This is a genomic window from Marinobacter sp. ES-1 (assembly GCF_000475255.1).
Lineage (GTDB): Bacteria > Pseudomonadota > Gammaproteobacteria > Pseudomonadales > Oleiphilaceae > Marinobacter > Marinobacter vinifirmus.
This window is the reverse complement of the sequence record NZ_AXBV01000025.1, coordinates 44,379-65,494: the sequence shown is the minus strand read 5'-3', so window position 1 is coordinate 65,494 and position 21,116 is coordinate 44,379. Positions and strand designations below refer to the sequence as shown.

Annotated in this window: 25 protein-coding genes and 1 pseudogene; 10 read left to right on the top strand and 16 right to left on the bottom strand. The window is 59.1% G+C overall.

Annotation, left to right across the window (positions count from 1 at the left end):
* Positions 1–25 precede the first annotated feature (25 nt).
* Complete coding sequence (locus Q668_RS02240) at positions 26–1,672, top strand: fatty acid--CoA ligase (RefSeq protein WP_022987968.1); 1,647 nt, start codon at positions 26–28, stop codon at positions 1,670–1,672.
* 62 nt (positions 1,673–1,734) lie between these two features.
* On the opposite strand, the gene Q668_RS02235 is transcribed toward Q668_RS02240, so the two are convergent.
* The 6 genes from Q668_RS02235 to Q668_RS02210 form a co-directional block, all read right to left on the bottom strand.
* Positions 1,735–2,988, bottom strand: a complete 1,254-nt coding sequence (locus tag Q668_RS02235; protein ID WP_036218929.1) for a D-amino acid dehydrogenase — start codon at positions 2,986–2,988, stop codon at positions 1,735–1,737.
* A 36-nt stretch (positions 2,989–3,024) separates the two neighbouring features.
* On the bottom strand, positions 3,025–3,384 hold the full coding sequence (locus Q668_RS02230) for a translation initiation factor Sui1 (RefSeq protein WP_022987966.1): 360 nt from the start codon (positions 3,382–3,384) through the stop codon (positions 3,025–3,027).
* Positions 3,385–3,403: 19 nt separating this feature from the next.
* Positions 3,404–3,931: a DUF4136 domain-containing protein gene (locus Q668_RS02225; protein ID WP_022987965.1), complete on the bottom strand. Its 528-nt coding sequence runs from the start codon at positions 3,929–3,931 to the stop codon at positions 3,404–3,406.
* Positions 3,932–4,006: 75 nt separating this feature from the next.
* Positions 4,007–4,612: a YigZ family protein gene (locus Q668_RS02220; protein ID WP_022987964.1), complete on the bottom strand. Its 606-nt coding sequence runs from the start codon at positions 4,610–4,612 to the stop codon at positions 4,007–4,009.
* Positions 4,609–5,925, bottom strand: a complete 1,317-nt coding sequence (locus tag Q668_RS02215; RefSeq protein ID WP_022987963.1) for a sensor histidine kinase — start codon at positions 5,923–5,925, stop codon at positions 4,609–4,611. Before Q668_RS02215 ends, Q668_RS02220 begins: the two co-directional genes overlap by 4 nt.
* A complete protein-coding gene (locus tag Q668_RS02210; protein WP_022987962.1) occupies positions 5,922–6,611 on the bottom strand; it encodes a response regulator transcription factor in 690 nt (229 codons plus the stop codon). The genes Q668_RS02215 and Q668_RS02210 overlap by 4 nt, the downstream gene beginning before the upstream one ends.
* A 165-nt stretch (positions 6,612–6,776) precedes the next feature.
* Here Q668_RS02210 and Q668_RS02205 point away from each other — a divergent pair, with 165 nt between their 5' ends.
* Both Q668_RS02205 and Q668_RS02200 read left to right on the top strand, forming a co-directional pair.
* Complete coding sequence (locus Q668_RS02205; protein ID WP_022987961.1) at positions 6,777–7,133, top strand: hypothetical protein; 357 nt, start codon at positions 6,777–6,779, stop codon at positions 7,131–7,133.
* A 58-nt stretch (positions 7,134–7,191) separates the two neighbouring features.
* On the top strand, positions 7,192–8,355 hold the full coding sequence (locus tag Q668_RS02200; RefSeq protein WP_022987960.1) for a GNAT family N-acetyltransferase: 1,164 nt from the start codon (positions 7,192–7,194) through the stop codon (positions 8,353–8,355).
* Positions 8,356–8,388: 33 nt separating this feature from the next.
* Here Q668_RS02200 and Q668_RS02195 read toward each other — a convergent pair whose 3' ends face one another.
* The 4 genes from Q668_RS02195 to Q668_RS02180 form a co-directional block, all read right to left on the bottom strand.
* Positions 8,389–8,700 carry an AzlD family protein gene (locus Q668_RS02195; RefSeq protein ID WP_022987959.1) on the bottom strand — a complete coding sequence of 104 codons (312 nt, stop codon included), beginning with the start codon at positions 8,698–8,700 and terminating at the stop codon, positions 8,389–8,391.
* Positions 8,690–9,427: an AzlC family ABC transporter permease gene (locus tag Q668_RS02190; protein WP_022987958.1), complete on the bottom strand. Its 738-nt coding sequence runs from the start codon at positions 9,425–9,427 to the stop codon at positions 8,690–8,692. Before Q668_RS02190 ends, Q668_RS02195 begins: the two co-directional genes overlap by 11 nt.
* Positions 9,427–9,990, bottom strand: a complete 564-nt coding sequence (locus Q668_RS02185) for a DUF1415 domain-containing protein (RefSeq protein ID WP_022987957.1) — start codon at positions 9,988–9,990, stop codon at positions 9,427–9,429. Before Q668_RS02185 ends, Q668_RS02190 begins: the two co-directional genes overlap by 1 nt.
* A 179-nt stretch (positions 9,991–10,169) precedes the next feature.
* Positions 10,170–11,756 carry an ABC-F family ATPase gene (locus tag Q668_RS02180; protein ID WP_022987956.1) on the bottom strand — a complete coding sequence of 529 codons (1,587 nt, stop codon included), beginning with the start codon at positions 11,754–11,756 and terminating at the stop codon, positions 10,170–10,172.
* A gap of 194 nt (positions 11,757–11,950) precedes the next feature.
* Here Q668_RS02180 and Q668_RS02175 point away from each other — a divergent pair, with 194 nt between their 5' ends.
* The gene (locus Q668_RS02175; protein ID WP_022987955.1) at positions 11,951–12,229 is read left to right on the top strand and encodes a peptidylprolyl isomerase; all 279 of its coding nucleotides are present in this window, start codon (positions 11,951–11,953) and stop codon (positions 12,227–12,229) included.
* A gap of 60 nt (positions 12,230–12,289) precedes the next feature.
* Here Q668_RS02175 and Q668_RS02170 read toward each other — a convergent pair whose 3' ends face one another.
* Complete coding sequence (locus Q668_RS02170; protein ID WP_022987954.1) at positions 12,290–13,111, bottom strand: DUF2059 domain-containing protein; 822 nt, start codon at positions 13,109–13,111, stop codon at positions 12,290–12,292.
* Between the two features lie 99 nt (positions 13,112–13,210).
* Between Q668_RS02170 and Q668_RS02165 the strand changes: the two genes are divergently transcribed.
* Complete coding sequence (locus Q668_RS02165; protein WP_022987953.1) at positions 13,211–13,930, top strand: hypothetical protein; 720 nt, start codon at positions 13,211–13,213, stop codon at positions 13,928–13,930.
* A 2-nt stretch (positions 13,931–13,932) separates the two neighbouring features.
* Here Q668_RS02165 and Q668_RS02160 read toward each other — a convergent pair whose 3' ends face one another.
* Positions 13,933–14,832 carry a LysR family transcriptional regulator gene (locus Q668_RS02160; protein ID WP_036218924.1) on the bottom strand — a complete coding sequence of 300 codons (900 nt, stop codon included), beginning with the start codon at positions 14,830–14,832 and terminating at the stop codon, positions 13,933–13,935.
* A gap of 118 nt (positions 14,833–14,950) precedes the next feature.
* Between Q668_RS02160 and Q668_RS02155 the strand changes: the two genes are divergently transcribed.
* Positions 14,951–15,145 (top strand): hypothetical protein, encoded by a 195-nt coding sequence (locus Q668_RS02155; protein WP_022987951.1) that lies wholly within the window; start codon positions 14,951–14,953, stop codon positions 15,143–15,145.
* A 70-nt stretch (positions 15,146–15,215) separates the two neighbouring features.
* On the opposite strand, the pseudogene Q668_RS17640 reads toward Q668_RS02155, so the two are convergent.
* Positions 15,216–15,513, bottom strand: a pseudogene (locus Q668_RS17640) (AMP-binding acetyl-CoA synthetase); the annotation flags it as partial.
* A 406-nt stretch (positions 15,514–15,919) separates the two neighbouring features.
* Positions 15,920–16,696, bottom strand: a complete 777-nt coding sequence (locus Q668_RS02150) for a TSUP family transporter (RefSeq protein ID WP_022987948.1) — start codon at positions 16,694–16,696, stop codon at positions 15,920–15,922.
* Positions 16,697–16,770: 74 nt separating this feature from the next.
* Here Q668_RS02150 and Q668_RS02145 point away from each other — a divergent pair, with 74 nt between their 5' ends.
* The 4 genes from Q668_RS02145 to Q668_RS16745 all read left to right on the top strand — a co-directional run bounded on the left by Q668_RS02145 (position 16,771) and on the right by Q668_RS16745 (position 19,817).
* Positions 16,771–18,453: a L,D-transpeptidase family protein gene (locus tag Q668_RS02145; RefSeq protein ID WP_022987947.1), complete on the top strand. Its 1,683-nt coding sequence runs from the start codon at positions 16,771–16,773 to the stop codon at positions 18,451–18,453.
* Positions 18,453–18,905: a hypothetical protein gene (locus tag Q668_RS02140; RefSeq protein WP_022987946.1), complete on the top strand. Its 453-nt coding sequence runs from the start codon at positions 18,453–18,455 to the stop codon at positions 18,903–18,905. The genes Q668_RS02145 and Q668_RS02140 overlap by 1 nt, the downstream gene beginning before the upstream one ends.
* 13 nt (positions 18,906–18,918) lie before the next feature.
* A complete protein-coding gene (locus tag Q668_RS02135; RefSeq protein ID WP_022987945.1) occupies positions 18,919–19,539 on the top strand; it encodes a LysE family translocator in 621 nt (206 codons plus the stop codon).
* A gap of 101 nt (positions 19,540–19,640) precedes the next feature.
* The gene (locus Q668_RS16745; protein ID WP_022987944.1) at positions 19,641–19,817 is read left to right on the top strand and encodes a DUF1328 domain-containing protein; all 177 of its coding nucleotides are present in this window, start codon (positions 19,641–19,643) and stop codon (positions 19,815–19,817) included.
* Here the strand turns inward: Q668_RS16745 and Q668_RS02125 are convergent.
* Positions 19,814–20,710, bottom strand: a complete 897-nt coding sequence (locus Q668_RS02125; RefSeq protein ID WP_022987943.1) for a DMT family transporter — start codon at positions 20,708–20,710, stop codon at positions 19,814–19,816. The genes Q668_RS16745 and Q668_RS02125 overlap by 4 nt on opposite strands.
* An 88-nt stretch (positions 20,711–20,798) precedes the next feature.
* The gene (locus Q668_RS02120) at positions 20,799–21,038 is read right to left on the bottom strand and encodes a TIGR02647 family protein (RefSeq protein WP_022987942.1); all 240 of its coding nucleotides are present in this window, start codon (positions 21,036–21,038) and stop codon (positions 20,799–20,801) included.
* Between the last annotated feature and the right edge of the window lie 78 nt (positions 21,039–21,116).

The window sequence follows — 21,116 nt, the reverse complement described above, 5'->3', positions numbered from 1 at the left end:
TTACAACGACAAGAGGTATTCATAGATGGCACAGACACGGATTCTTAAACCTGCCGACAATGCCTACCAGTATCCGCTGCTGATCAAACGGTTGCTGATGTCCGGCCCGCGTTACAACCCGGACCAGGAAATCGTCTATGCCAACCGCAGCAAGTACACCTACAAGGATTTGGTTGACCGCATTCACCGGCTGGCCAACGCCCTGACCGATGCCGGCGTGAAGCCGGGCGACACCGTGGCGGTCATGGACTGGGATACCCCGCGCTACCTGGAATGCTTCTTTGCCATCCCGATGATCGGTGCCATCCTGCACACGGTAAACGTGCGGCTGTCGCCGGAGCAGATCGTGTATACCATGAACCACGCAGAAGACGATGTGGTGCTGGTGCATGATGACTTCATGCCGATCATCGAAAGCGTGAAAGATGAAATCAAAACCGTCAAAACCTGGATTCAGGTCACCGACGAAGCCAGCGCCAAGGCCACCTCTATCGACACGCTGGGCGAATATGAAGAGCTGCTGGCAAAGGCCGACAACCAGTTCGACTTCCCGGACTTTGACGAAAACAGCGTAGCCACTACGTTCTACACCACCGGCACCACCGGTAATCCCAAAGGCGTTTACTTCAGCCACCGCCAGCTGGTGCTCCACACCCTGGCCATGACCGGCAGCATTTCCGCCTACGATGAAATGCCCCTGCTGCGCTCGTCTTCCGTGTATATGCCGGTTACCCCCATGTTCCACGTTCACGCCTGGGGTGTGCCCTATGCTGCCACCATGTTGGGGGTCAAACAGGTTTATCCGGGCCGCTACGAGCCGGAGCTGCTGGTCGACCTGATCAAGACCCACCGGGTAACCATGTCGCACTGTGTGCCAACCGTCATGCAGATGATGATGGCCACCGAGTCCATCAAAACCGCAGACCTCAGCAACTGGCACGTCCTCATCGGCGGCAGCGCACTGACCAAGGGCCTGTGCGACGCAGCGGCGAGACTCGGCATTCACATGTACACCGGTTACGGCATGTCGGAAACCTGCCCGCTGCTGAGCACCACGCATCTGAAACCGGAAGACCTGGACCTGCCGCTGGAACAGCAAACCGCCATCCGTGTGAAAACCGGTATCGCCGTGCCCATGGTCGAGCTGGAAATTGTCGATCCGGATGGCAACCCGGTGCCCCACGACGGCGAAGCCAAGGGCGAAGTGGTTACCCGTGCGCCCTGGCTGACCCAGAGCTACTTCAAGGAGCCTGAGAAGGGCGAAGACCTGTGGCAAGGTGGCTGGCTGCACACTGGCGACGTGGCCTCCATGGAGCCGGATAACACCCTGACCATCAAAGACCGTATCAAGGATGTGATCAAGACCGGTGGCGAGTGGCTATCCTCCCTGGACCTGGAAAACCTGATCAGCCAGCATCCGGCCGTTGCCGGTGCCGCCGTAGTGGGTGTACCGGATGAGAAATGGGGCGAACGGCCCTATGCCCTGGTTACCCTGAAACCCGGCGAGAACATCGGGCTGGAAGACATCCAGAAGCACCTGCAGCAGTTTGTGGACAGTGGCGACATCAACAAGTGGGCCATTCCCGGGCAGATCGACTTCGTGGAAGACATTCCGAAAACCAGCGTTGGCAAGATCAACAAGAAGCTGATCCGGGACCAGCTGACGGACTGATCCACCCACCCCAAAAAAGCCGGTGTCTGTTTTTCAGGCGCCGGCTTTTTTGTGGGTAAAAATCAGAGGCCGGTGAAGGTGAAGTCCAGCTCCGGAGTGCGGCCAGCCACGATATCGGCCAGGGCCGCGGCCGAGCCGCAGGAATGGGTCCAGCCCAGGGTTCCGTGGCCGGTGTTCAGGTAAAGGTTGTGGAAATGGCTTTTGCCAATATAGGGCACGTTGGAGGGCGTCGTTGGCCGCAAGCCTGTCCAGTACTCGGCCTGGTCCCAGTGTCCCGCCCCCGGCAAGATCTCGGCCGCCCTGCGCACGATCGCCCGGCAGCGGATGAAGTCCAGGTTCCGGGTGTAGCCGTTCAGCTCAGCCGTACCAGCCACCCGAATACGGTCACCCAGCCGGGAATACACCAGTTTGTACTCGTCATCGGTCAGGCTTACCTGGAATGCCGCGTCCGGATTTTTTACCGGCACGGTGATCGAATAGCCCTTGGCCGGATAAATATTCAGGAACAAACCCAGACGCCGGGCCAGCACTGCACTGAAACTACCCAGGCAGAGTACGTAACTGTCGGCTCGCAGAACCTGGTGCCGGCCTTCAGTTAACGTCTGAACACCGAGTATCCGATCCCCTGCCTTGTCGAACCCCAGCACCTCGGTGCCGTAGCGAAACTCCACGCCTGCTTCGGCGCAACGGCGGGCCAGGGCCTGGGTAAATTTCCGGGCATCGCCGCTTTCATCATCGGCGGTGTAGGTGGCACCGGCAATCCGCTGGCGAACATCTTTTAATGCCGGCTCCAGTTCCACCGCGCGGTCTGCGTCAATTACCTGCCGGTCACAGCCCAGCTCCCGCATAATTCGCGCCGGCTCCATGGCGGCATCAAATTCCTGCTGGCTGGTGTAAAAATGCAGAATGCCTTTCTCGAGATGGTCGTAGTCCAGATCCAACTCTTTACGCAGAGCCTGCAACTGGCTTCGGCTGTAGGTGCCCAGATTCACCATCTGGCGGATATTATGGGCCGCCCGGGCAGACGTGCATTGAGTCAGAAAGGAAAGCCCCCAACGCCACTGGTAGGGATCCAGGCGGGGCCGGTAAAGCAGCGGGGCTTCGGGCTGGAACAGCCATTTCAGGATTTTCAGGGGCGCCGAGGGGTTAGCCCAGGGCTCGGCATGGCATACGGAAATCTGGCCACCATTGGCATAGCTGGTTTCAAGGCCGGCCTGCGCCTGGCGATCCACAACCGTTACCTGGTGCCCCTGCTGCTGCAGAAACCAAGCCGTTGTGATACCAACAACGCCCGCGCCCATGACCACTATGTGCATGCCTGCCTCCCCTCAACTTCTGAATATGGTGAAGCGTCAGCCGCCGGCCTTTTTAACCGTCCACCCCTTTTGCTCAAGCAAGGGCACCAGAAGGTCCCGCTGGTCGCCCTGAATCTCCACCACGCCGTCTTTTACTGTACCACCTGTGCCGCATTTGGCTTTTAGCACTTTGGCGTAGGCCTTGAGTTCTTTGTCCTTCAGGGGAATCCCGGTAATCAACGTTACACCCTTGCCCTTGCGACCCTTGGTTTCCCGGCTTACCCGCACCACGCCGTCACCGGCCGGTCGTTCCGGCTGGCCACAGGTGCACTCAGCCACCGGCTGCCGGCACTCCGGGCACATGCGGCCCGTTTCAGTGGAAAATACCAGGCCGCCGTTTCTGTTCTTCATACCCATGGTTGATCCCGTGCACTGATCAGTTCAGGCCCGGAGGGTATTTGGAAAACATCTCGGAGACAACCTCGTCGATCAGCTTGCGCCGGGTTTCCGGAGACTGGTTTTCATTCAGGTAGCGACGACTGGCTGCGCGCCAGACCACTTCTTCGTTGCGCCGGTCGGCCAGCTCAACCACCAGCTTGCCTTCGGTGATTTCCCGCACGGGTGGCGGTGCCGACAGGGCCCAGCCAAAGTTACCCCGGCCAAAGCCGAAACCCAGCCCGACGCCTACCTGCTCCAGGCGCTCTTCCGGCACAATCTGCCAGCTCACCAGCAGGTCAGCCTCGGTATCGGGCAGTTTTTTCATCGCCTTGCGGGTAAATTCACGTTCAATGGCATTACGAACCCGGCTGTCATCCAGCGAGGTAAAACCGGAATCCTGCTGGTTGGGCGCGAAGGCCCAGCTGGCGTAGTTACCGAACACGGTCGCCGAGTTGTAGTCGGTCACGACATTACTGGCACAACCGGCCAGAACCAGCGCCATTGCTGCTACAAACAGAATACGCATCGATCTTCTCCCCTGTTTAATTGGCCGCTTGATGCAGTATACGCCGGCAAACGGTCAGCCGGATGCTGCTGACTTCTATGTGTCAAAACGGTAATCGAGTTTCTGGGCATCGCAGAAGGCGGCAAACTCCTGCTGCCGCACTTCCGGCACCGACACCCGGGCATTCACACGGGAACTGTAGGTAATGTCTTCAATGGTGCCTTCATGGCCGTCGCACCAGTGCCGTAGCGGTTGTTCATCGGCAAAGCCAAGCTCCACATCCGCCAGCACCCGCGCCTGCTGCACGGTACGGCCAACTTCCGACAACACGCTCTCGGCAGCGCCTGCGTAGGCACGCACCAGGCCGCCCGCGCCCAGTTTGATACCACCAAAATAGCGGATCACGATCACCAGCACATCGCCCATATCCTTGTGCTGGATCACATTGAGAATGGGCTTGCCGGCGGTGCCGGAGGGTTCACCATCATCGCTCATGGCGGCTTCCGCTGCCGAGCCGGGCCGGCCTATCTGATATCCCCAGCAAACGTGCCGGGCGTCCGGAAAGTCTGCATGGGCCCGGGCAACGTGTTCGCGCACCTCATCCCGGCTGCTTACCGGGTAAACGCGTGCAATAAAACGGCTTTTTTTCACTTCCGCTTCCCGCTCAAGGTATCCTGACGGGACCGGGTAATCTTTACTCATGATACTCTCTCAACCGGCAACCGGATGTTTACCTCAAGCCCACCCCCGGGCTGGTTCCGGGCGGTAATTGTTCCTCCATGGGCCGCTACGATGTCCCGGGCAATCGCCAGTCCAAGGCCCCAGCCTTTACCACCCCGGGACTTGTCCGCGCGAAAGAACGGCTCGAACAGGTGCTGCAACAGCTCCTCCGGAGCGCCCGGGCCGTCATCGGCAATATCCACCTGAAGACTGCCATCGGGGGCCGACACTGACACCCGCACGGATTTACCCGAAGGCGTGTGGTCAAGGGCATTCTGCAGCACGTTATCAAACGCCCGCTGCAACAATCCGGCATCGCCCCGTACCGACACAGCACGGGAAGCGTCGGTAGCATCCAGCTGGCAGTCCACACCCCGTTGTGCGGCAAAGTCCGCGGCATCCTGCAGCACCCGGTTGATCAGCTCCGGTGGCTGCACCGGTTCCCGCTCCATGGCGTCACCGTTCTCCGACACCCGGTACAGCGTCAGAATCTGACCGGTCATGGTTTCCAGCCGCTCATTCTGGCGCAGGATACTGGCCATCATGGTGGGGTCTGCCCCGGTGTCACTGGCCAACTCTATGGCCACCCGCTGCCGGGCCAGGGGTGTTCTCAGGTCATGGGAAATATCACGCAGAAGATGGTTCTGGCGTTCCAGTAACTGGCACAGCCGGTCGGTCATGGCGTTGAAGGCGGTGGCCAGTTGCCCCACCTCGTCACGCCGCCGGGCAATACGCTGAGGCACCCGCAGCCGGGTATCGCCGGCGGCAATGGCCTGGGCGGTGCTCTCCATATGTTTCAGGGGCTTGGATACCAGCCGGGCAATCCACCAGCAGGCCAGGGAGATCAGGACAAACGCCAGTGCAAATTCCAGGAAACGGAACAACCTCGGGTCCAGCCAGCCGTCGCCACCCATCCGGGGCCAGGCAACCAGTTGGTAGCCTTCCTCCAGGTTAATCAGTGCCGGCTTGTTGGGGTACCAGCCCGACTGAATCCGCTCACGGATATTGCGCGGCAGCCCGCGATGCCCTTCTTCTTTCTCGATCAGCATCAGGTGCAGGTCAAGGCGCTCGCCCTCTGATCGCAGGAACCGCCACATTTCGCCGCGGTTTTCCCGATTGCGAAGGTTCAGGGCCTCCAGGGCGATCTCATGCAAGCCAACCTGCCGTTCAATGGCCTGCCGCTCCCGATCCAGCAGGTAACGGGTGGCGAGGTTACTGGCCACAACGGTAACGGCCATCGCCAGCCAGATCGAAATAAATATCCGCCAGAACAGCGGGAACATGAATGACTTCATTGTGCCGGTACCCGATAGCTGTAACCCAGCCCCCGCACAGTTTCAATGCGAGGCGGATCATCGTTCCCCAGCTTCTTGCGCAGGTTGCTGATGTGCATATCCAGGGTGCGGTCGTAAGCCTCCAGCCGGCGGCCCAGGGCCCACTGCATCAGGTCGGTTTTGCGCACCACACTGCCGGCATGGGCCAGCAACACCTGCAGCACTTCGTATTCGGTGGCAGTTAACTCCAGCGGAGCGTCATCCTGGTAAATACGCCGCTGCCCCGGTTCTACCCGCAAGTCACCATAGGTTCGGGTAGCATCCACATCGGTTTTCTGGTCCCAGGCAATACGGCGCAGCAACGCCTGCAGGCGGGCGACCAGTTCACGGGGGTTACAGGGTTTGGGGATGTAGTCGTCTGCTCCCACTTCAAAGCCGACAATACGATCGGTTTCGTCTCCACGGGCGGTCAGCAGAATCACCGGCAAATGGGTCTCGGCTCTCAGTTCACGCAGCACATCCAGGCCGTTGATATCCGGCAGCATGATGTCCAGTACCACGATATCGCAATCGTGGGCTAACGCCAGTGCCAGGCCGTCACGGCCATTGGCGGCCTCACGCACGCTGAAACCCTGGGTTGTCAGATACTGCGACAGCAGTTCCCTGAGTTCGTCGTCGTCTTCAACCAGCAGTACCCGGTTCTGCATATGCGTTTCTCTCCTGTTACACGGCAACAGTCTAACACGGCGCCCGGGCACGGCTGACGGCCAGGCATTTGCCTTTACCGAACCTTTACACCAGCCTGACACCAACTGACGTTGCATCGGCGTACTATGATCACCACAGGAACACCAACCGATGAGGCAACAACCATGAAAGCAAAAACATCCTTACTGACCGCCGGCGTACTGATGGCCGCGATGTTCGCCGCCAGCCCCGCAGCTATGGCCCAGGATCAGGGCATGAAGAAGCAGGGTGGCAAATGGGACCAGAAAGAAATGTGCAAGAACTTCCGCGAAGGCAAAGGCAAGTTCAGCGCCGAGTACCGTGAAGAGCGCCAGGCCGAAATGCAGAAATACCGGGCTGAAATGGCCGACCGCCTGAAGCTGACTGACGAGCAACGCGAGATCTGGGACGAGATCCACCAGGAGCGTCAGCAAAAGCAGCAGGAGCGCATGGGCAAATGGCAGCAGAAGATGGAGAAACGCTGCGGTAACGCCCAGAAGTGATCACAAGCCCGGTTCTGTCGTATGGTATAGGGAAAGTTAACAGAGCTTGCCCGAAACCATGGCAGAACCCGTCTCACCTGACATCACCCTGACCACCTGCGCCAGCATCACGGACATTCCCCGTGACGACTGGCAACGGCTGGCCGGGCGCAACAATCCTTTCCTGCGCTACGAATTCTTTCAGGCGCTGGAAGATTCCGGCTGTACCCGTACCGAAACCGGGTGGACACCCTGCCACCTGGTTTTTCGCATGCAAGGCAAGATCTGCGGTCTGGCCCCGGCCTACCTGAAAAACCACTCCAGGGGCGAATACGTGTTCGACTGGAGCTGGGCCGAAGCCTACCAGCGTTACCAACTGCCCTATTACCCGAAGCTGCTGATCGCCATTCCGTTTACCCCGTCACAGGGGCCAAGGTTATTGCTGGATGCTTCGTTACGGGCACAACTGACGCCCGCTCTGCTCGATCAGTTACTGGGCAATCTGACCCAGCAGCTGGGCGCCCATTCCTGGCACCTGCTGTTTCCGGATGCGCAGGACCAGGCCCTGCTTGCCCACGACCGGGAACTGCACCGCACCGGCTGCCAGTTCCACTGGCACAACCGTGGTTACCAGAACTTTGAAGACTTTCTGGCGGCACTGACTTCCCGCAAGCGCAAATCCATCCGCAAGGAACGCCGGCAAGTGGCGGATCAGGAGATTACCTTTCACACCTTCCACGGCCGGGACATCTCCGACCAGGTGCTGTCGGCATTCTTTGTGTTCTACCAGGCCACATACCTGAAAAGAGGCCAGGCACCCTACCTGAACCAGGCCTTTTTCGAACTGCTGCGGGAACACCTGCCGGAGCACCTGCACATCATCATGGCCGTGCGCCATGGCGAGATGATTGCCGGCGCCTTGTTCCTGGCCGGTGAAACTACCCTCTACGGCCGCTACTGGGGCTGCCTGGAAGAATATGACCACCTGCACTTTGAAACCTGCTACTACCAGGGCATAGAACTAGCCCTGGAGCTTGGGCTCCAGCACTTCGACGCCGGCGCCCAGGGCGAACACAAACTGGTGCGGGGCTTCGAACCGGTGATCACCCACTCCTGGCATGGCATTCTGCACCCGGGTTTCCGGGAGGCTATCGCTGATTTCTGTAGCGAGGAATCCGAACACGTACAGGCCTACTTCGCCGAATCACAAACCCTGCTGCCCTACCGGAACGAACAACCCTGAGGTACCACGACTCTGAAACTGGGCTCGCGCGCTCTAACCCAGATAACGCACCAGGGCCGCAGCCAGCAGACCGACGGTAATCGAAGGCAAGGGTTTACGGGTGGCCAGCATGGTTATCCCGGTAGCCACCAGCGCCGCCAGGGCCCCGAGATCACCGTCTACCGCCATAGGCACAATGATGGCGATCAACACCGAGCTGGCCATGGTGTTGATAAAACTCTCGACCCGGGGATTGATGCGCACAAACGACATCAGGAACACACCGCCGAAGCGGGTGACCAAGGTAACCACTGTCATGATGGCAATCAGCGCCAGTACGCCGGCGGAGGTGGTTTCAATGGTCACTCGCCACCTCCTTGCCTGAACCTGCCTTGGGCTCCAGCCAGAACAACCCGATCAAGCCGCCAGCCAGCGCTCCGACCACCACATGCATGTTCGGCGGCAGCCATTTCCAGGCCGCCAGCGCACTGACCGCCGCCACCAGCCAGGCCACCAGAACCCGGGGTGATTTCCGGCCGCCCAATGCCATCGTCAGCAAGAAACATCCCAGCACCATATCCAGCCCGAATGCCTCCGGGTTCTGCATAAGGCCACCGAAATACACCCCCAGCGCGGTACCCAAAACCCACGCCAGCCATAGCACCAGACCGCCGCCCACAATCACCTCCAGATTGTGTCGACCGTTCTGATAGTCCTGGGCGCAGGCCGCCCAGTTGGCATCCGTCAGTAGCAGCATCAGACCGTACCGTCGCCCGGGCGGCACCTGCTTCAACATCGGATACAGCGAAGCGCCCATCAAAAGGTGGCGGGAGTTGATGGCAAACACCACCACCATCATCGGCAGCACAGACACCTCCGTGCCCCACAAATCCAGCGCACCAAACTGCGAAGCCCCGGCAAACACCGTGGCGCTCATCAGAATCGATTCAAGCGGCGACAACCCCTCCTGGGTAGACGCCAGGCCGAAAGCTGCACCAAACGCCACCACAAACAACGAAATGGGCAGCAGCCGGAAAAACTCCGCCCGCACCCTGCTCGCCTGAAACTGGTAGGAATAGTGCGCGCCAGACATCAGTCCTGACTCCCTCCTCGGCTATCAAAACAACCCGCCAGAACCGCCCGCATCTTCTCCGCACCGAGCTCATTCATCAGTGCGATATTCCGATCAGGAATCCCGTCCACATTCGGATAACCATCAATCGCCGCCTCCAGACTCGCTTCCCGCAGCAAGTGCAGCATAGGATACGGAGACCGGTTGGTGTAGTTCTCCGCAGCCCCCGGCTCGGTTTCAGCAAACTGGTAATCCGGGTGGAAACTGGCGATCTGGTAAACACCCTCAAGCTCCAGATAGGCCAGCAACGCATCAGCCGCGTCCAGAAACTCGTTGTAGGCGTAGAAATCCTGCAGCACGTCCGGATGAATCAACAGTGTTGTCTCAACCTCCGGTTCGTCTTCCAGACGCTGCAATTCACCATGCAGGGCCTGCAGAAGGTCGTCTTCGTTTGTGGCGTTTGTCACCGTAAACCGAACCCGGTTCTTGACCAGCTCCCGCTTGGCGAAGGGGCACAGGTTGTAGCCAACGACTACATCTTCGACCCACTTGCGAGTAGCGTTAATAACCTGAGATTCATTCAAAATAGTTGCCTTTACGTGTTTCTGAATACAGCTCCGAAGTCAGAGCGCGGGTTTGGGTTGGGCCTTCCAAAACTGTGCGGAGCCATGGATGGCGGAGCTCAAGCGTCACATGGATGTGCCAAAGGAGCGTGTTTTGGAAGGCCCAACCCACACCCGTGCCGGCACCCCATGTTTAATACTTAAACGTAACCCTGACTCCGAAGATAATCATCATAACTGCCACTGAAGTCGGTAATGCCATCCGCCTTCAACTCGATGATCCGCGTCGCCAGCGAAGAAACAAACTCCCGGTCGTGGCTGACAAAAATCATCGTCCCCGGATAATTCTCCAGCGCCAGGTTCAACGCCTCGATGGACTCCATATCCAGGTGATTCGTCGGCTCATCCATCAGCATCACATTCGGCTTCTGCAGAATCAGCTTACCAAACAGCATCCGCCCCTGCTCACCACCGGAAATCACCTTCACCGACTTACCGATATCATCCCCGGAAAACAGCATCCGCCCCAGAGTACCGCGCACCAGCTGCTCACCACCGGTGGTCCACTGGGCCATCCAGTCGGTCAGGGTGTCGTCACGGGCAAAGTCGGCGGTATGGTCCTGGGCGAAGTAGCCTACCTCCGCACTGTCGGTCCACTTCACCTCGCCGGCATCCGGCTCATAGGCGCCAGCCAGACACTGCAGCAAAGTGGTTTTACCGATACCGTTGGGGCCGATGATGGCCACACGCTCGCCGGCTTCGATCTGCAAATCCAGGTTCTTGAACAGCGGGCCTTCGTCGAAGCCCTTGGTCAGGCCTACCAGGGTGACCGCCTGGCGGTGCAGTTTCTTGCCCTGCTCGAAGCGGATAAACGGGCTCACCCGGCTTGACGGCTTCACCTCTTCCAGCTGGATCTTGTCGATCTGGCGGGCACGGGAGGTGGCCTGCTTGGCCTTGGAAGCGTTGGCCGAGAAGCGGCTGACAAACTGCTGCAGTTCGGCAATCTGGGCCTTCTTCTTGGCGTTATCTGACAGCATGCGCTCGCGGGCCTGGGTGGCGGCGGTCATGTATTCGTCGTAGTTGCCCGGGAAAAGTCGCAGCTCACCGTAGTCCAGGTCCGCCATGTGGGTACAGACACTGTTCAGGAAGTGGCGGTCGTGGGAGATGATGATCATGGTGCTGTTGCGGGCCACCAGAATGTTTTCCAGCCAGCGGATGGTGTTGATATCCAGGTGGTTGGTGGGCTCGTCCAGCAGCAATACGTCCGGGTCAGAGAACAGGGCCTGGGCCAGCAGCACGCGAAGTTTCCAGCCCGGGGCCAGGGCGCTCATGGGCCCTTCATGCTGCTCCAACGGAATATCCAGGCCCAGCAGCAGTTCGCCGGCGCGGGATTCGGCGGTGTAGCCGTCCATTTCGGCGAACTCCACTTCCAGGTCCGCCACGGCCATACCGTCTTCTTCGCTCATTTCCGACAGGGAATAGATGCGGTCCCTTTCTTTCTTCACATTCCACAGTTCTTCGTGCCCCATGATCACGGTGTCCATCACCGCGCAATCCTCGTAGGCGAACTGATCCTGGCGCAGCTTACCGAGGCGGATGTTCGGCTCCAGCATGACCTGCCCGGCCGAGGGCTCCAGGTCGCCACCCAGAATCTTCATCAGGGTGGACTTGCCGCAGCCGTTGGCACCGATCAGACCGTAACGGTTGCCGTTGCCGAACTTGGCAGAAACATTTTCAAACAGGGGCTTGGCCCCGAACTGCATGGTGAGATTGGCGGTGGAGATCAAGAAAAGAACCTGCAAACGTAAGGGCCGGGACAACGCCGGCGAAGAGAAACCGCGCATTGTACAGGTTTGCAAGGCAGACTGTGAGACCGCAGAAACACCGACAAAAAGCGCTTGCCTCTGGCGGCCGGTGCGGGCAGCATTCGTGTCAGACGTTTCCGTCCATACACCCGTCATCCAACTACAGGATATTGATCATGGCACAAGCAACTGCACGCCACATTCTGGTAGACAGCGAAGCCAAGTGTGAAGAACTGAAAAAAGCCATCGAAGGTGGCCAGGATTTCGCGGAAGTCGCGAAGCAGCATTCATCCTGCCCGTCCGGCCGCAATGGCGGCGACCTGGGTTCTTTCGGCCCGGGCCAGATGGTTCCCGAGTTTGACAAGGCCGTGTTCAGCAGCGACCTGAACACCGTGATCGGCCCCATCAAAACCCAGTTTGGCTACCACCTGCTGGAAGTGACTTCCCGCAGCTAAGGTTTGCCGGCCGCCTGTGCATCGCGCAGGCGGCACTGTTCCGGTTAAAACGTAAACGCCCTACTCCCCGCCGAAGTTCCCAAACGCCGCCAGCCGGGCTCCGATGCTTTCAACCGGTTCGATAACGGCTTGCTGAACACTGTTCGTGACCACTCGGGTGAAACTCCTGCCCGCCTCGCTTTCAAGAAAATCCAGATACAGGTTCATTTCCTGGTTACTGATGTCGCGATAGGTGAACAGATAGCCATCGTAGACTTGCTGGCCCACCATGCCCCGCAAAGCCGGGCGCTGGCTTTCCAGCCGTTCGCGCATTTTTTCGTGGTGCACCGAATCCCGGCTCAGGGCTGCCATGGCGGTACCCAACCCGAGCTGAACGGCGATGGTCGTATCCACTGCACTCTCGGTGGCCCGTGACGCCGCATCGAAGCGGTCAAACAGCTTCTCCCGGGCCGTACCCTGGTAGCGTTTGTTCAGATCTTCCGCCCGGCTGCGAATCTCCGGCCAGGCTGCCGGTGCGGACGCGGCGATTTCCGCCTCGGCGATCTTGCCTGCCACCGGTGTCTGGTACCAGCCGTGCACCTCTTCCAGCTGCTCCGGTGTCAGGGCAGCTTCCAGGTTGGCGACAACCCTTTGCTCTATATCGGCTGCACGAAAACTGTTGCTGACCAGAAACCCGATGCTGTCTGCCACCATGGGCGGCACCTGGCCACTCTGTTTCAGGCCGTCCTGAATACCCCGGCTCATCATCTCCGGGTACTGGGCCACAATGTCATCTACCGGAGATGCTTCCAGAACCTCCCTGGCATCAGGCGCAGCCTGGGCCGTGCCCGCAAGCATAAAGCCGGTGATTAAAAGAGGTTTAACTAGGGAGTTCAGTCGCATTTCTCTATTATCCTGATGATCGAATCGCCCTGTTTATGACACGGCAACAGGCGCCCGGGCAAGTGTCCGTGGGGCTTCGGAGATGACAGTTTGGTAGGGATGAGCCGGAAAAAGACCAGAAAACCCCGAAAAAACCGCAACAAGCGTTTTAATGTGTGGCGCTCACGGGTGAGCTGGTACGGCCTGCCCCTGCTCGGCCTGGTCATCGGCATCTGGGCAACGCTGCGTTTCAGCCTGCTGGCGCCCGACCCGCCGGCCAACACGGACAACATCTGCGAGATCTTCCGCGAACATACCGTCTGGTATGACTACGCCCGGGCCTCACAGGAGAAATGGGGCACGCCTGTGGCTACCCAGCTGGCGTTTGTCTATTACGAATCATCCTTTCGCAGCCACGCCCGCCCTCCCCGCACCCGGCTCTGGGGGCTGATTCCGTGGAAACGACCCACCACCGCGCTGGGCTATGCCCAGGCCCTGGACCCAGCCTGGGGTGAATACCTGATTGCCACAGACGGCAGCTGGCGAACCGTTCGCACAGACATGGAATATGCGCTGGATTTCGTGGGCTGGTACAACCAGCTGAGCCACCGGCACCTGGGCATCGCCCTGACCGCGCCCGCGCAGCTGTATCTTGCCTACCACGAGGGCCGCGGCGGCTATGCCCGGCGATCCTTCGACCAGAAACCGGCCATCAAGTCCCTCGCGCAGAGGGTTCAGAACCGGGCCTTTCGGTACCACAACCAGCTGCAAACCTGCGAAGCCGAGTTCCAGTGCTGGCGGTGGTATCAGTTCTGGCCCTTCTGTTCCGCTGAAGACTGAGTTCAGAGAGTTGCGCTGAACTCGACGGCAGACTCCAGTGCCTGCAGGCGTTCGGCCAGAAACTCCATCACAATCCGCACCCGGGCCATTTGCTGGGTGTCCTGGTTGACGTGCAACCAGAGGTCGACACTTTCACCGTCCAGGGGGTCTGACAGCCGGCGCAATTCCTTTGCCGGCTCGCCAAGGTAGCAAGGCAGAACCGCCAGCCCGGCACCGGCCCTGGCCAGGGCAGCCATTGCCTGCAGGCTGTTGCAGCGAATGACCGAGTTTACGTTCTTGAGATGCTTTCGGTACCACCGGCCCGTTGCCAGGTGGCTGAAAGACTCATCCGGAAGAATCCAGGTGCAGGCTTCCGGCTGGTTTTCGATGTCCATATCTCGATTGCGCCGGCAGTATTTCGCAGCGCCATAAACCGCCGAATCAATCGCGGCAATGCGCTCGCCCTCAAGGGTAGCCTGGGGTTTGTTTTCCGGGCGAAGCGTCAGGTCGGCTTCCCGGTGGCTCAGGTTGGCAACATCGTTGTCGGTAAGCACTTCCAGTTCGATGTCCGGATACTCCCGCACCAGTTCCGCCAGGATCGGGCTCAGCAGCTCGTTCATCATGGCGTCTTCGGCGGCAATCCGGACCTTGCCCACAGGCGCACCGTCCTGGCCCACCAGTTTGCGTTCGAGGTTTTCCATATCGGTTGCCAGCCTTTCCGCTTCCCGAAAGGCCATTTCCCCGACTGGTGTCAGCTGCAATCCGTCCCGGTTGCGCTCGAAAAACTGAACCCCCAGGGACTCTTCCATCTGGTCAAGTCGCCGTAAAACAGTGGTTTGGTGAACACCCAGCAATTCACCGGCTTTTGCGAAGGTTCCGGCTATTGCCAGAGCCCGTATATATCGAAGATAATCCCAGTCCATAGTTACTGCATATTTGCAACGTGAGTACGGAGTTTACCGTATTCAAACTGCAAATAAGAACCCCTAGAATTGTTTGCAAGTTAACGATTCCAGCCACCCGATGAAGGAGGAAGGCGCCATGATTCAGAAGTACACCGCGAGCGTTCGCCCGCAGCCATCAAGCATCCTCCACAATGGAGTGGAGATGCGCCGCCAGTATACCCGCGCCGCGACAAAACAGGTGATGCAGTTTATCGGCCGCAAACTGCGCATTGCCAACCGCAAAGCAGTTGCCGCAGCCCAGGATATGCCCCAGGTACAGGGCGGCGTATAAGCCCGGCAGCCTGAATCAAAAAACCCCGGCATGGATTCCATGCCGGGGTTTTTGTTTGCCTCGAAGAACTTCAGAATTCCCGGATCACCTTGGCATTCCGGGCAAACCACTCGTCCATCTTGCGGTTGTAGAAATCTGCGATCCGCCCCCGACCCAGCTCATCACGGGCTTCTTCTGACAGCAGAACCATCAGGCAGGGTTGCGGCTGATTGGCACCGGCCACGCATTAAACCGGTTTTCAGGAAGCCGTCTTCGGTAATATCTTCCCGGGTTTTCTACTCATTCTTGAAGTAACCCACCATCTGCCCGGGACTTTTCACCTGAACCTCGCCGCCATCGCCAATCCGGTGTTCAACGCCCGGGTTGGCCGGTACTGCCGGACGTGGTTGCCTGGTCGTTATCTGAACAATTTAGTTTGTGACATTTGTCAATCATGGTCTACAGTGAAAACGTCAGCGTACAAATAGCATTGCCAAGGGAGGTAGCTATGAACAAGCCGACACGTTCTGCCATGACCGCTCCAGCCTGGGGCCTGATCCTGCTGGGCTCCTGCGCCTTTTTCTACACAGCCTATGCGGGAATGCTGGGTACCTGAAGCGCCCTCAGGGCCAGCCTTCGGTACCCTGGCCATGGCTTCCAGTACCCGGCCATCACGAATGCCTCGCCCGGAAACCTGTAACTTCACCATGGCGCGACGCAGGGCTGCAAAGTCGGGATCGGTCGCGTTCATCGCGTTATCCTCCCTGAATTAGATGCCTTCCTGACAGATTACGCCTAACGCCAGACAGAAACCATCCCGATGGTGCTGACCACCAGCAGCACTACACCCAGCACCCGGAAAAACAACGAACCTTCGGCCTGGAGCATGCGGCCGTGCACATAGAGCCCGATCACATGTCCCACGGCCGCCGCCGGCAGCAGCCACAGATGATGGATCAGTTGCAGGTCGACACCCGCCCAGATAAATGCCGACAGCTTGATCAGTACCAGGATAAACCACAGGGCAAACAAGGTATCCCTGAGCTTCTCCTTGGGTAGGTGCTGCGCCGCCACCGCGATAATCAGCGGAGCACCAATCAGTGAAGTGCCACTGATGTAGCCCCCCAGCATCAGGAAAATGGTATCGACCGTCTTGCTGCCACTGCGGAACGGACGGTTGGCAATGTATGACAGTGAATACAACGCAACAATCACGAAAATGATCGAGCTCATCACATAGCCCGGCAGGGTAATCAGCCCGAATACCCCGATCAGTTTGGGCACAATCATGATCGCCAGCAGGCGCCCCAGATAACGCCAGTCTACGGTGCCCGTGCCACCGGCCTGCCGGTCCTTCGCGCCTTTCCGGTTGTTGAGCCAGATGGTGAGGGAGGAGAACACCAGCAGGTGTATCGAAATCAACGGCAAAAACACCAAAGGTTCATCAAGAACCAGTAAAAGGAACGGCAGGGACAACACGGCACCACCGAAACCCAGCCCTGACCGGACAAACCCGCTCCAGACAAAGATCAATGCAATCAGGATATACTGAACTACAGTCAGGTCAGACATGGGTAAAAGCGGGCTCCGGCATGCAGGTTAGAACGGTTGGGCTAAAAGCTAATGATGACACGGAGGGGAGACAGATGCAGGATGCCAACCGTCGCAGATTCTGGCAGAGCTGTCTGTTGGGTTTGATGTTACTGGCGCTGGCCGGAAATTCCCACAGCGACGATAGTATTATCAACCGGGTCGAGGCCTTGCAGGCCGGTGAGCCGGTGGTGGTTCTTGGCGCTCACCTGCACTCCCGGGACGCGCTCGTGCAGTTCTATGAAGCCCGAAACTACGAACCGGCATGGCGCTCTTTCCCGGCACGGGAGGAACTGCTGCAAGCCATCCGCGAAGTCTCCAATGAAGGCCTGAACCCTGGCGACTACCATTACGACAGCCTGGCGGACTTTGCGTCGCAGCCGCTGGACCACAATGGTGAGGACCTGCAGGCTGATCTCGACCTGGTATTGTCTGACGCCTTCCTGCTGCTTGCCACACACCTGCATGATGGCAAGCTTGACCAGGAAACCCGCTCCGCCCGCTGGCAACCTTCCGAACAGCAAAGGAAAATGCATGAAGTACTGGCGGCCGCCATACTGGACCACAGCATCGACAAAACCCTGCAAGGCCTGAAACCGGAAGCGCCGGCCTACCGCAAACTGGTGGCGCTCCGCAAAGAAGTCTCTTACCTTCTGGGGCAGCCCTGGCCGGTGATCGACTCCGGCCCGGCCATCCGGCCCGGGGATACAGACTCCAGAATGATTGAGGTCCGTGAGCGGCTGAGGCTGCTCGGCGACCTGCCAGCCCGGGACAACGACAGCTCAGAAGCATTCGATACCGGCTTTGCCGACCAGCTGTACAGTGATGACCTGCTCGCCGTGATTCCAGCCTTCCAGGCCCGCCACGGACTAGACCCTGACGGCATCATCGGCCGCAAAACCCTGGCCGCCATCAATCAGATGCCCCTGGAACGGCTACAACAGATCGACGCCAACCTGGAGCGATGGCGCTGGCTGCCGGATTCGCTGGGCGATACCTACATCTTGGTAAACATTGCCGGTTATGAGCTGATCATGGTGGAAAACGGCCAGGAAACCATGCGCCAGCGGGTGATCGTCGGCCAGCCCTACCGGCAGACACCGGTGTTCAGTGACCGTATCCGCTACCTGGTCTTCAACCCCACCTGGACGGTTCCGCGCCGGCTGATGATCGAAGACCAGCTGCCAGTGATCCGCCGAGATCCCGGCTACCTGGACCGGCTCGGCTTCAAGGTATATCAAGGCTGGGGCGCCAACCGTGTCGAGATTGATCCCGCTACCATCGACTGGGATAGCCTGACCAAAAACAACTTCCCCTATCAACTGGTGCAGCAGCCCGGACCGCAGAACGCCGTCGGCCAGGTGAAATTCATGTTCCCGAACCAGTATGATGTGTACCTGCACGACACCCCGGGCCAATACCTGTTCAGCCGCATGGATCGTACCCTGAGTTCCGGCTGCATCCGGGTGGAGCGGCCGTTTGAGCTGGCGAATAAGTTGCTCGAGGGCAACAGCGACTGGGACCATCGGGCCATTCAGGAAGCCCTGCAATCGAGCGAGCCGATCAACGCCATCCTCCGGAACCCGGTGCCGGTTCACCTGCAGTACTGGACCGTCTGGGTTGATCGCGCCGGAACCTACCAGTTCCGGGAGGATATCTACGGGCGCGACCGCCAGTTACTGCAGGCCCTTCGTTCCGACTGGCAAGGCAACCTGCAACTGACACCAAGGAGCCATTGATGAAACGCGCAGCCGTCACACTGCTGCTAAGTGCGGCCCTGGCAGCTTGCCAGAGCCTTCCCGGGCCAAAAGGCGATATTGCCGATGACGCGGTATTGCTGAAGGCCCATCATTGCCTGGAAGAAAAAGTGGGCGACCAGAACCGCATCCACTTCGGCCCCTGCCTGAAGGTTATCAGCATCAACGACGAGCCCCCGCAAGTCAGTGATGACGGCTTTATTACCCTGCCCGTGCGGCAGGCCATGACCATCGGAACCTCCTGCGTGTACCGCCATGCCGATGGCACCCCGATACCCAGCACCGTGCAAACCCGGGATTTCCCGGTTGCCAGCAATACCTTTACCAATGGCGGCCAGCGCTGGTACCTTCACGCCCACAAACAGGCACGGCAGGTGATCGGTTGCGAGCCCACCCTGTCACGGTCTGTTTACCCCACCCGAAAAACCGACTGAACAGAGAAACCCCATGACCCTGACCACCTGGTTAGCTGTTGTAACCATCTGCGTGCTTGGCGCCATGTCGCCCGGCCCCTCCCTGGCCCTGGTGCTGAAACAGACCATGACCGGCGGGCGCCGGAATGGCGTTGTCGCGGCGCTGTCCCATGGTCTTGGCGTGGGCATCTACGCGTTTCTGAGCATTCTCGGCCTGGCGGCGGTGATTACCGCATCGCCAACAGCGTTCACCATTCTGCAATGGGCCGGGGCGCTGTACCTGGCATGGCTCGGGTTTAAAGGACTCACCGCCAAGGCTCAAAGCGATCAGGCCCTGCCCGAAGCGCCCAGCACCCGCAGCGCCGCCCGGGACGGCTTCTTGATTGCCTTCTTCAACCCCAAGATTGCGGTGTTTTTCCTGGCGCTGTTCAGCCAGGTGGTCGGGGTGGATACCAGCCTGATGGCGAAGTTTGGCTATGCAGCTACCGCACTGGTTATCGATACCGGCTGGTACCTGATTGTGGCCTGGCTGTTTTCCAACCCGAAGTGGCTGGATATGCTGAAGAAACGGGCGGTCTGGTTCGAGCGGGTGTTCGGAGCCATTCTGGTAGCGCTGGCGGGGCGACTGGTGGCCAGTATCGTAGCTGGCAAGTAGAACTCCTGCCAAACCATTACTCAACGGTAACTGCTTCTCAATTGCGCTTCCTGAAGGACTGTGCCACTTTTAAAGGGCACCCCTGAAACGGAGGATAGGAGATGCTCTACTGGGCTATAGTTTGTCTTGTTATTGCGATTATCGCGGGAGTTCTCGGGTTCGGAGGCATTGCGGGAACTGCGGCAGGATTTGCGAAGATACTGTTTTTCATCTTCCTTGTGCTGTTGGTCGTGTCCCTGTTATTCAACATGCTTCGCGGTAAAGGCCCCAAGGTCTAGGTTTTCACCGGTCGTGGCCCTCCGGTCACAACGAGGGCCACCCCGGCTACTGCGACCACGCCACCGGCTATCGCCATTGGCCCCAGCCGTTCATCAAACAGAATGAAGGCTTCCAGCGCCGTCACCGGCGGCACCAGGTAGAACAGACTCGCCACCTGGGAAGCAGCCCCTCTGCGAATCAGCCACATCAGAATCAGGATTGCACTTACCGACAACCCGAAGACCAGCCAGCCCAGGGCAAGGCTGAACTGCAGTGACCACTGGATTTCGCGGGTTTCCAGGGTAAAAGCACCCAGGGCAAACAAGGCAGCGGCGGCGGTGTACTGGATCATGGTGCCGGAGATCAGGTCTACCCCGGTTCCGAAACGCTTCTGATAAACCGTTCCCAGCGAAATACCAACCAGGGACAGCCCCGCCCAAAGCAAGGTAACCGGTGAGAAACCCGCTCCGTTCGAGCCATCCCCGAGCTTCTCAGCCAGCACCAGGGCCACCCCCACCAATCCCATAACCAACCCTGACCACTGACGGCCCGCCACGGTTTCCCGAAGCAACAAGACCGCCGCCAGGGCCGTGACCAGGGGCTGCAAGCCAACGATCAACGATACCAGCCCAGACGGCATGCCCTGGTCAATGGCATAGAACACGCCGCCCAAATAGGTTCCCTGCACCAGCAACCCGGTCACCGCCAGGTGCCCCGCTCCGCGCCAACCCGGCCAGCGTGATTTCATCACCAGTGCCAGAACGGTTAACGGTATGAGCGTCAACAGCATACGAATCAGCAGCAGGGTAAATGGCTCTGCATAAGGCAAGCCGTACTTGGCGCCAATAAAACCGGTGCTCCACAACCAGACGAACAGCGCGGGCACAAACAGGGAGTAGTAGATCGGTGGCATAGGTTTCGGCTGCCGCTACACGAATAACAAAGCACCCCACCCGACCGTTTTGGCCGGGTGCAGCGCTACTGTTTCAAACAGGTTGGTGTCAGGGCTCGGCAATCATCGCCTGGAGCTTCTGGGTAAGCTCAACCGCCTCGCACCCCATGGGGGTAAGGTAGCCTCCGTCCATCTGGCTGATCAGACCTTTGGCAAACAGCGTTTCAGCTGCCTTGACGGTCTCCGGCGCAGCGGAATGGGCATGAACCTTGATACCTTCCTGAGTGGAGGTTGAAGGGAACTGCAGCAGAAGGTTCAGTTCAGCAAGGTGCTTTGGCGAGAACGGCATGGAATACTCCCGTGTTGTCATATTCCTAGCAGTGTAGCCTACTGTCTGCACAAGAGCATCGCCGAGTTACCGAAAGCC

What these genes read in the sequence shown, in the direction of transcription:
- Q668_RS02240 (WP_022987968.1), top strand. Translation starts at nt 26, where the DNA reads ATGGCACAGACACGGATTCTTAAACCTGCCGACAATGCCTACCAGTAT.
- Q668_RS02235 (WP_036218929.1), bottom strand. Translation starts at nt 2,988, where the DNA reads ATGCACATAGTGGTCATGGGCGCGGGCGTTGTTGGTATCACAACGGCT.
- Q668_RS02230 (WP_022987966.1), bottom strand. Translation starts at nt 3,384, where the DNA reads ATGGGTATGAAGAACAGAAACGGCGGCCTGGTATTTTCCACTGAAACG.
- Q668_RS02225 (WP_022987965.1), bottom strand. Translation starts at nt 3,931, where the DNA reads ATGCGTATTCTGTTTGTAGCAGCAATGGCGCTGGTTCTGGCCGGTTGT.
- Q668_RS02220 (WP_022987964.1), bottom strand. Translation starts at nt 4,612, where the DNA reads ATGAGTAAAGATTACCCGGTCCCGTCAGGATACCTTGAGCGGGAAGCG.
- Q668_RS02215 (WP_022987963.1), bottom strand. Translation starts at nt 5,925, where the DNA reads ATGAAGTCATTCATGTTCCCGCTGTTCTGGCGGATATTTATTTCGATC.
- Q668_RS02210 (WP_022987962.1), bottom strand. Translation starts at nt 6,611, where the DNA reads ATGCAGAACCGGGTACTGCTGGTTGAAGACGACGACGAACTCAGGGAA.
- Q668_RS02205 (WP_022987961.1), top strand. Translation starts at nt 6,777, where the DNA reads ATGAAAGCAAAAACATCCTTACTGACCGCCGGCGTACTGATGGCCGCG.
- Q668_RS02200 (WP_022987960.1), top strand. Translation starts at nt 7,192, where the DNA reads ATGGCAGAACCCGTCTCACCTGACATCACCCTGACCACCTGCGCCAGC.
- Q668_RS02190 (WP_022987958.1), bottom strand. Translation starts at nt 9,427, where the DNA reads ATGTCTGGCGCGCACTATTCCTACCAGTTTCAGGCGAGCAGGGTGCGG.
- Q668_RS02175 (WP_022987955.1), top strand. Translation starts at nt 11,951, where the DNA reads ATGGCACAAGCAACTGCACGCCACATTCTGGTAGACAGCGAAGCCAAG.
- Q668_RS02170 (WP_022987954.1), bottom strand. Translation starts at nt 13,111, where the DNA reads ATGCGACTGAACTCCCTAGTTAAACCTCTTTTAATCACCGGCTTTATG.
- Q668_RS02165 (WP_022987953.1), top strand. Translation starts at nt 13,211, where the DNA reads ATGAGCCGGAAAAAGACCAGAAAACCCCGAAAAAACCGCAACAAGCGT.
- Q668_RS02160 (WP_036218924.1), bottom strand. Translation starts at nt 14,832, where the DNA reads ATGGACTGGGATTATCTTCGATATATACGGGCTCTGGCAATAGCCGGA.
- Q668_RS02155 (WP_022987951.1), top strand. Translation starts at nt 14,951, where the DNA reads ATGATTCAGAAGTACACCGCGAGCGTTCGCCCGCAGCCATCAAGCATC.
- Q668_RS02150 (WP_022987948.1), bottom strand. Translation starts at nt 16,696, where the DNA reads ATGTCTGACCTGACTGTAGTTCAGTATATCCTGATTGCATTGATCTTT.
- Q668_RS02145 (WP_022987947.1), top strand. Translation starts at nt 16,771, where the DNA reads ATGCAGGATGCCAACCGTCGCAGATTCTGGCAGAGCTGTCTGTTGGGT.
- Q668_RS02140 (WP_022987946.1), top strand. Translation starts at nt 18,453, where the DNA reads ATGAAACGCGCAGCCGTCACACTGCTGCTAAGTGCGGCCCTGGCAGCT.
- Q668_RS02135 (WP_022987945.1), top strand. Translation starts at nt 18,919, where the DNA reads ATGACCCTGACCACCTGGTTAGCTGTTGTAACCATCTGCGTGCTTGGC.
- Q668_RS16745 (WP_022987944.1), top strand. Translation starts at nt 19,641, where the DNA reads ATGCTCTACTGGGCTATAGTTTGTCTTGTTATTGCGATTATCGCGGGA.
- Q668_RS02125 (WP_022987943.1), bottom strand. Translation starts at nt 20,710, where the DNA reads ATGCCACCGATCTACTACTCCCTGTTTGTGCCCGCGCTGTTCGTCTGG.
- Q668_RS02120 (WP_022987942.1), bottom strand. Translation starts at nt 21,038, where the DNA reads ATGCCGTTCTCGCCAAAGCACCTTGCTGAACTGAACCTTCTGCTGCAG.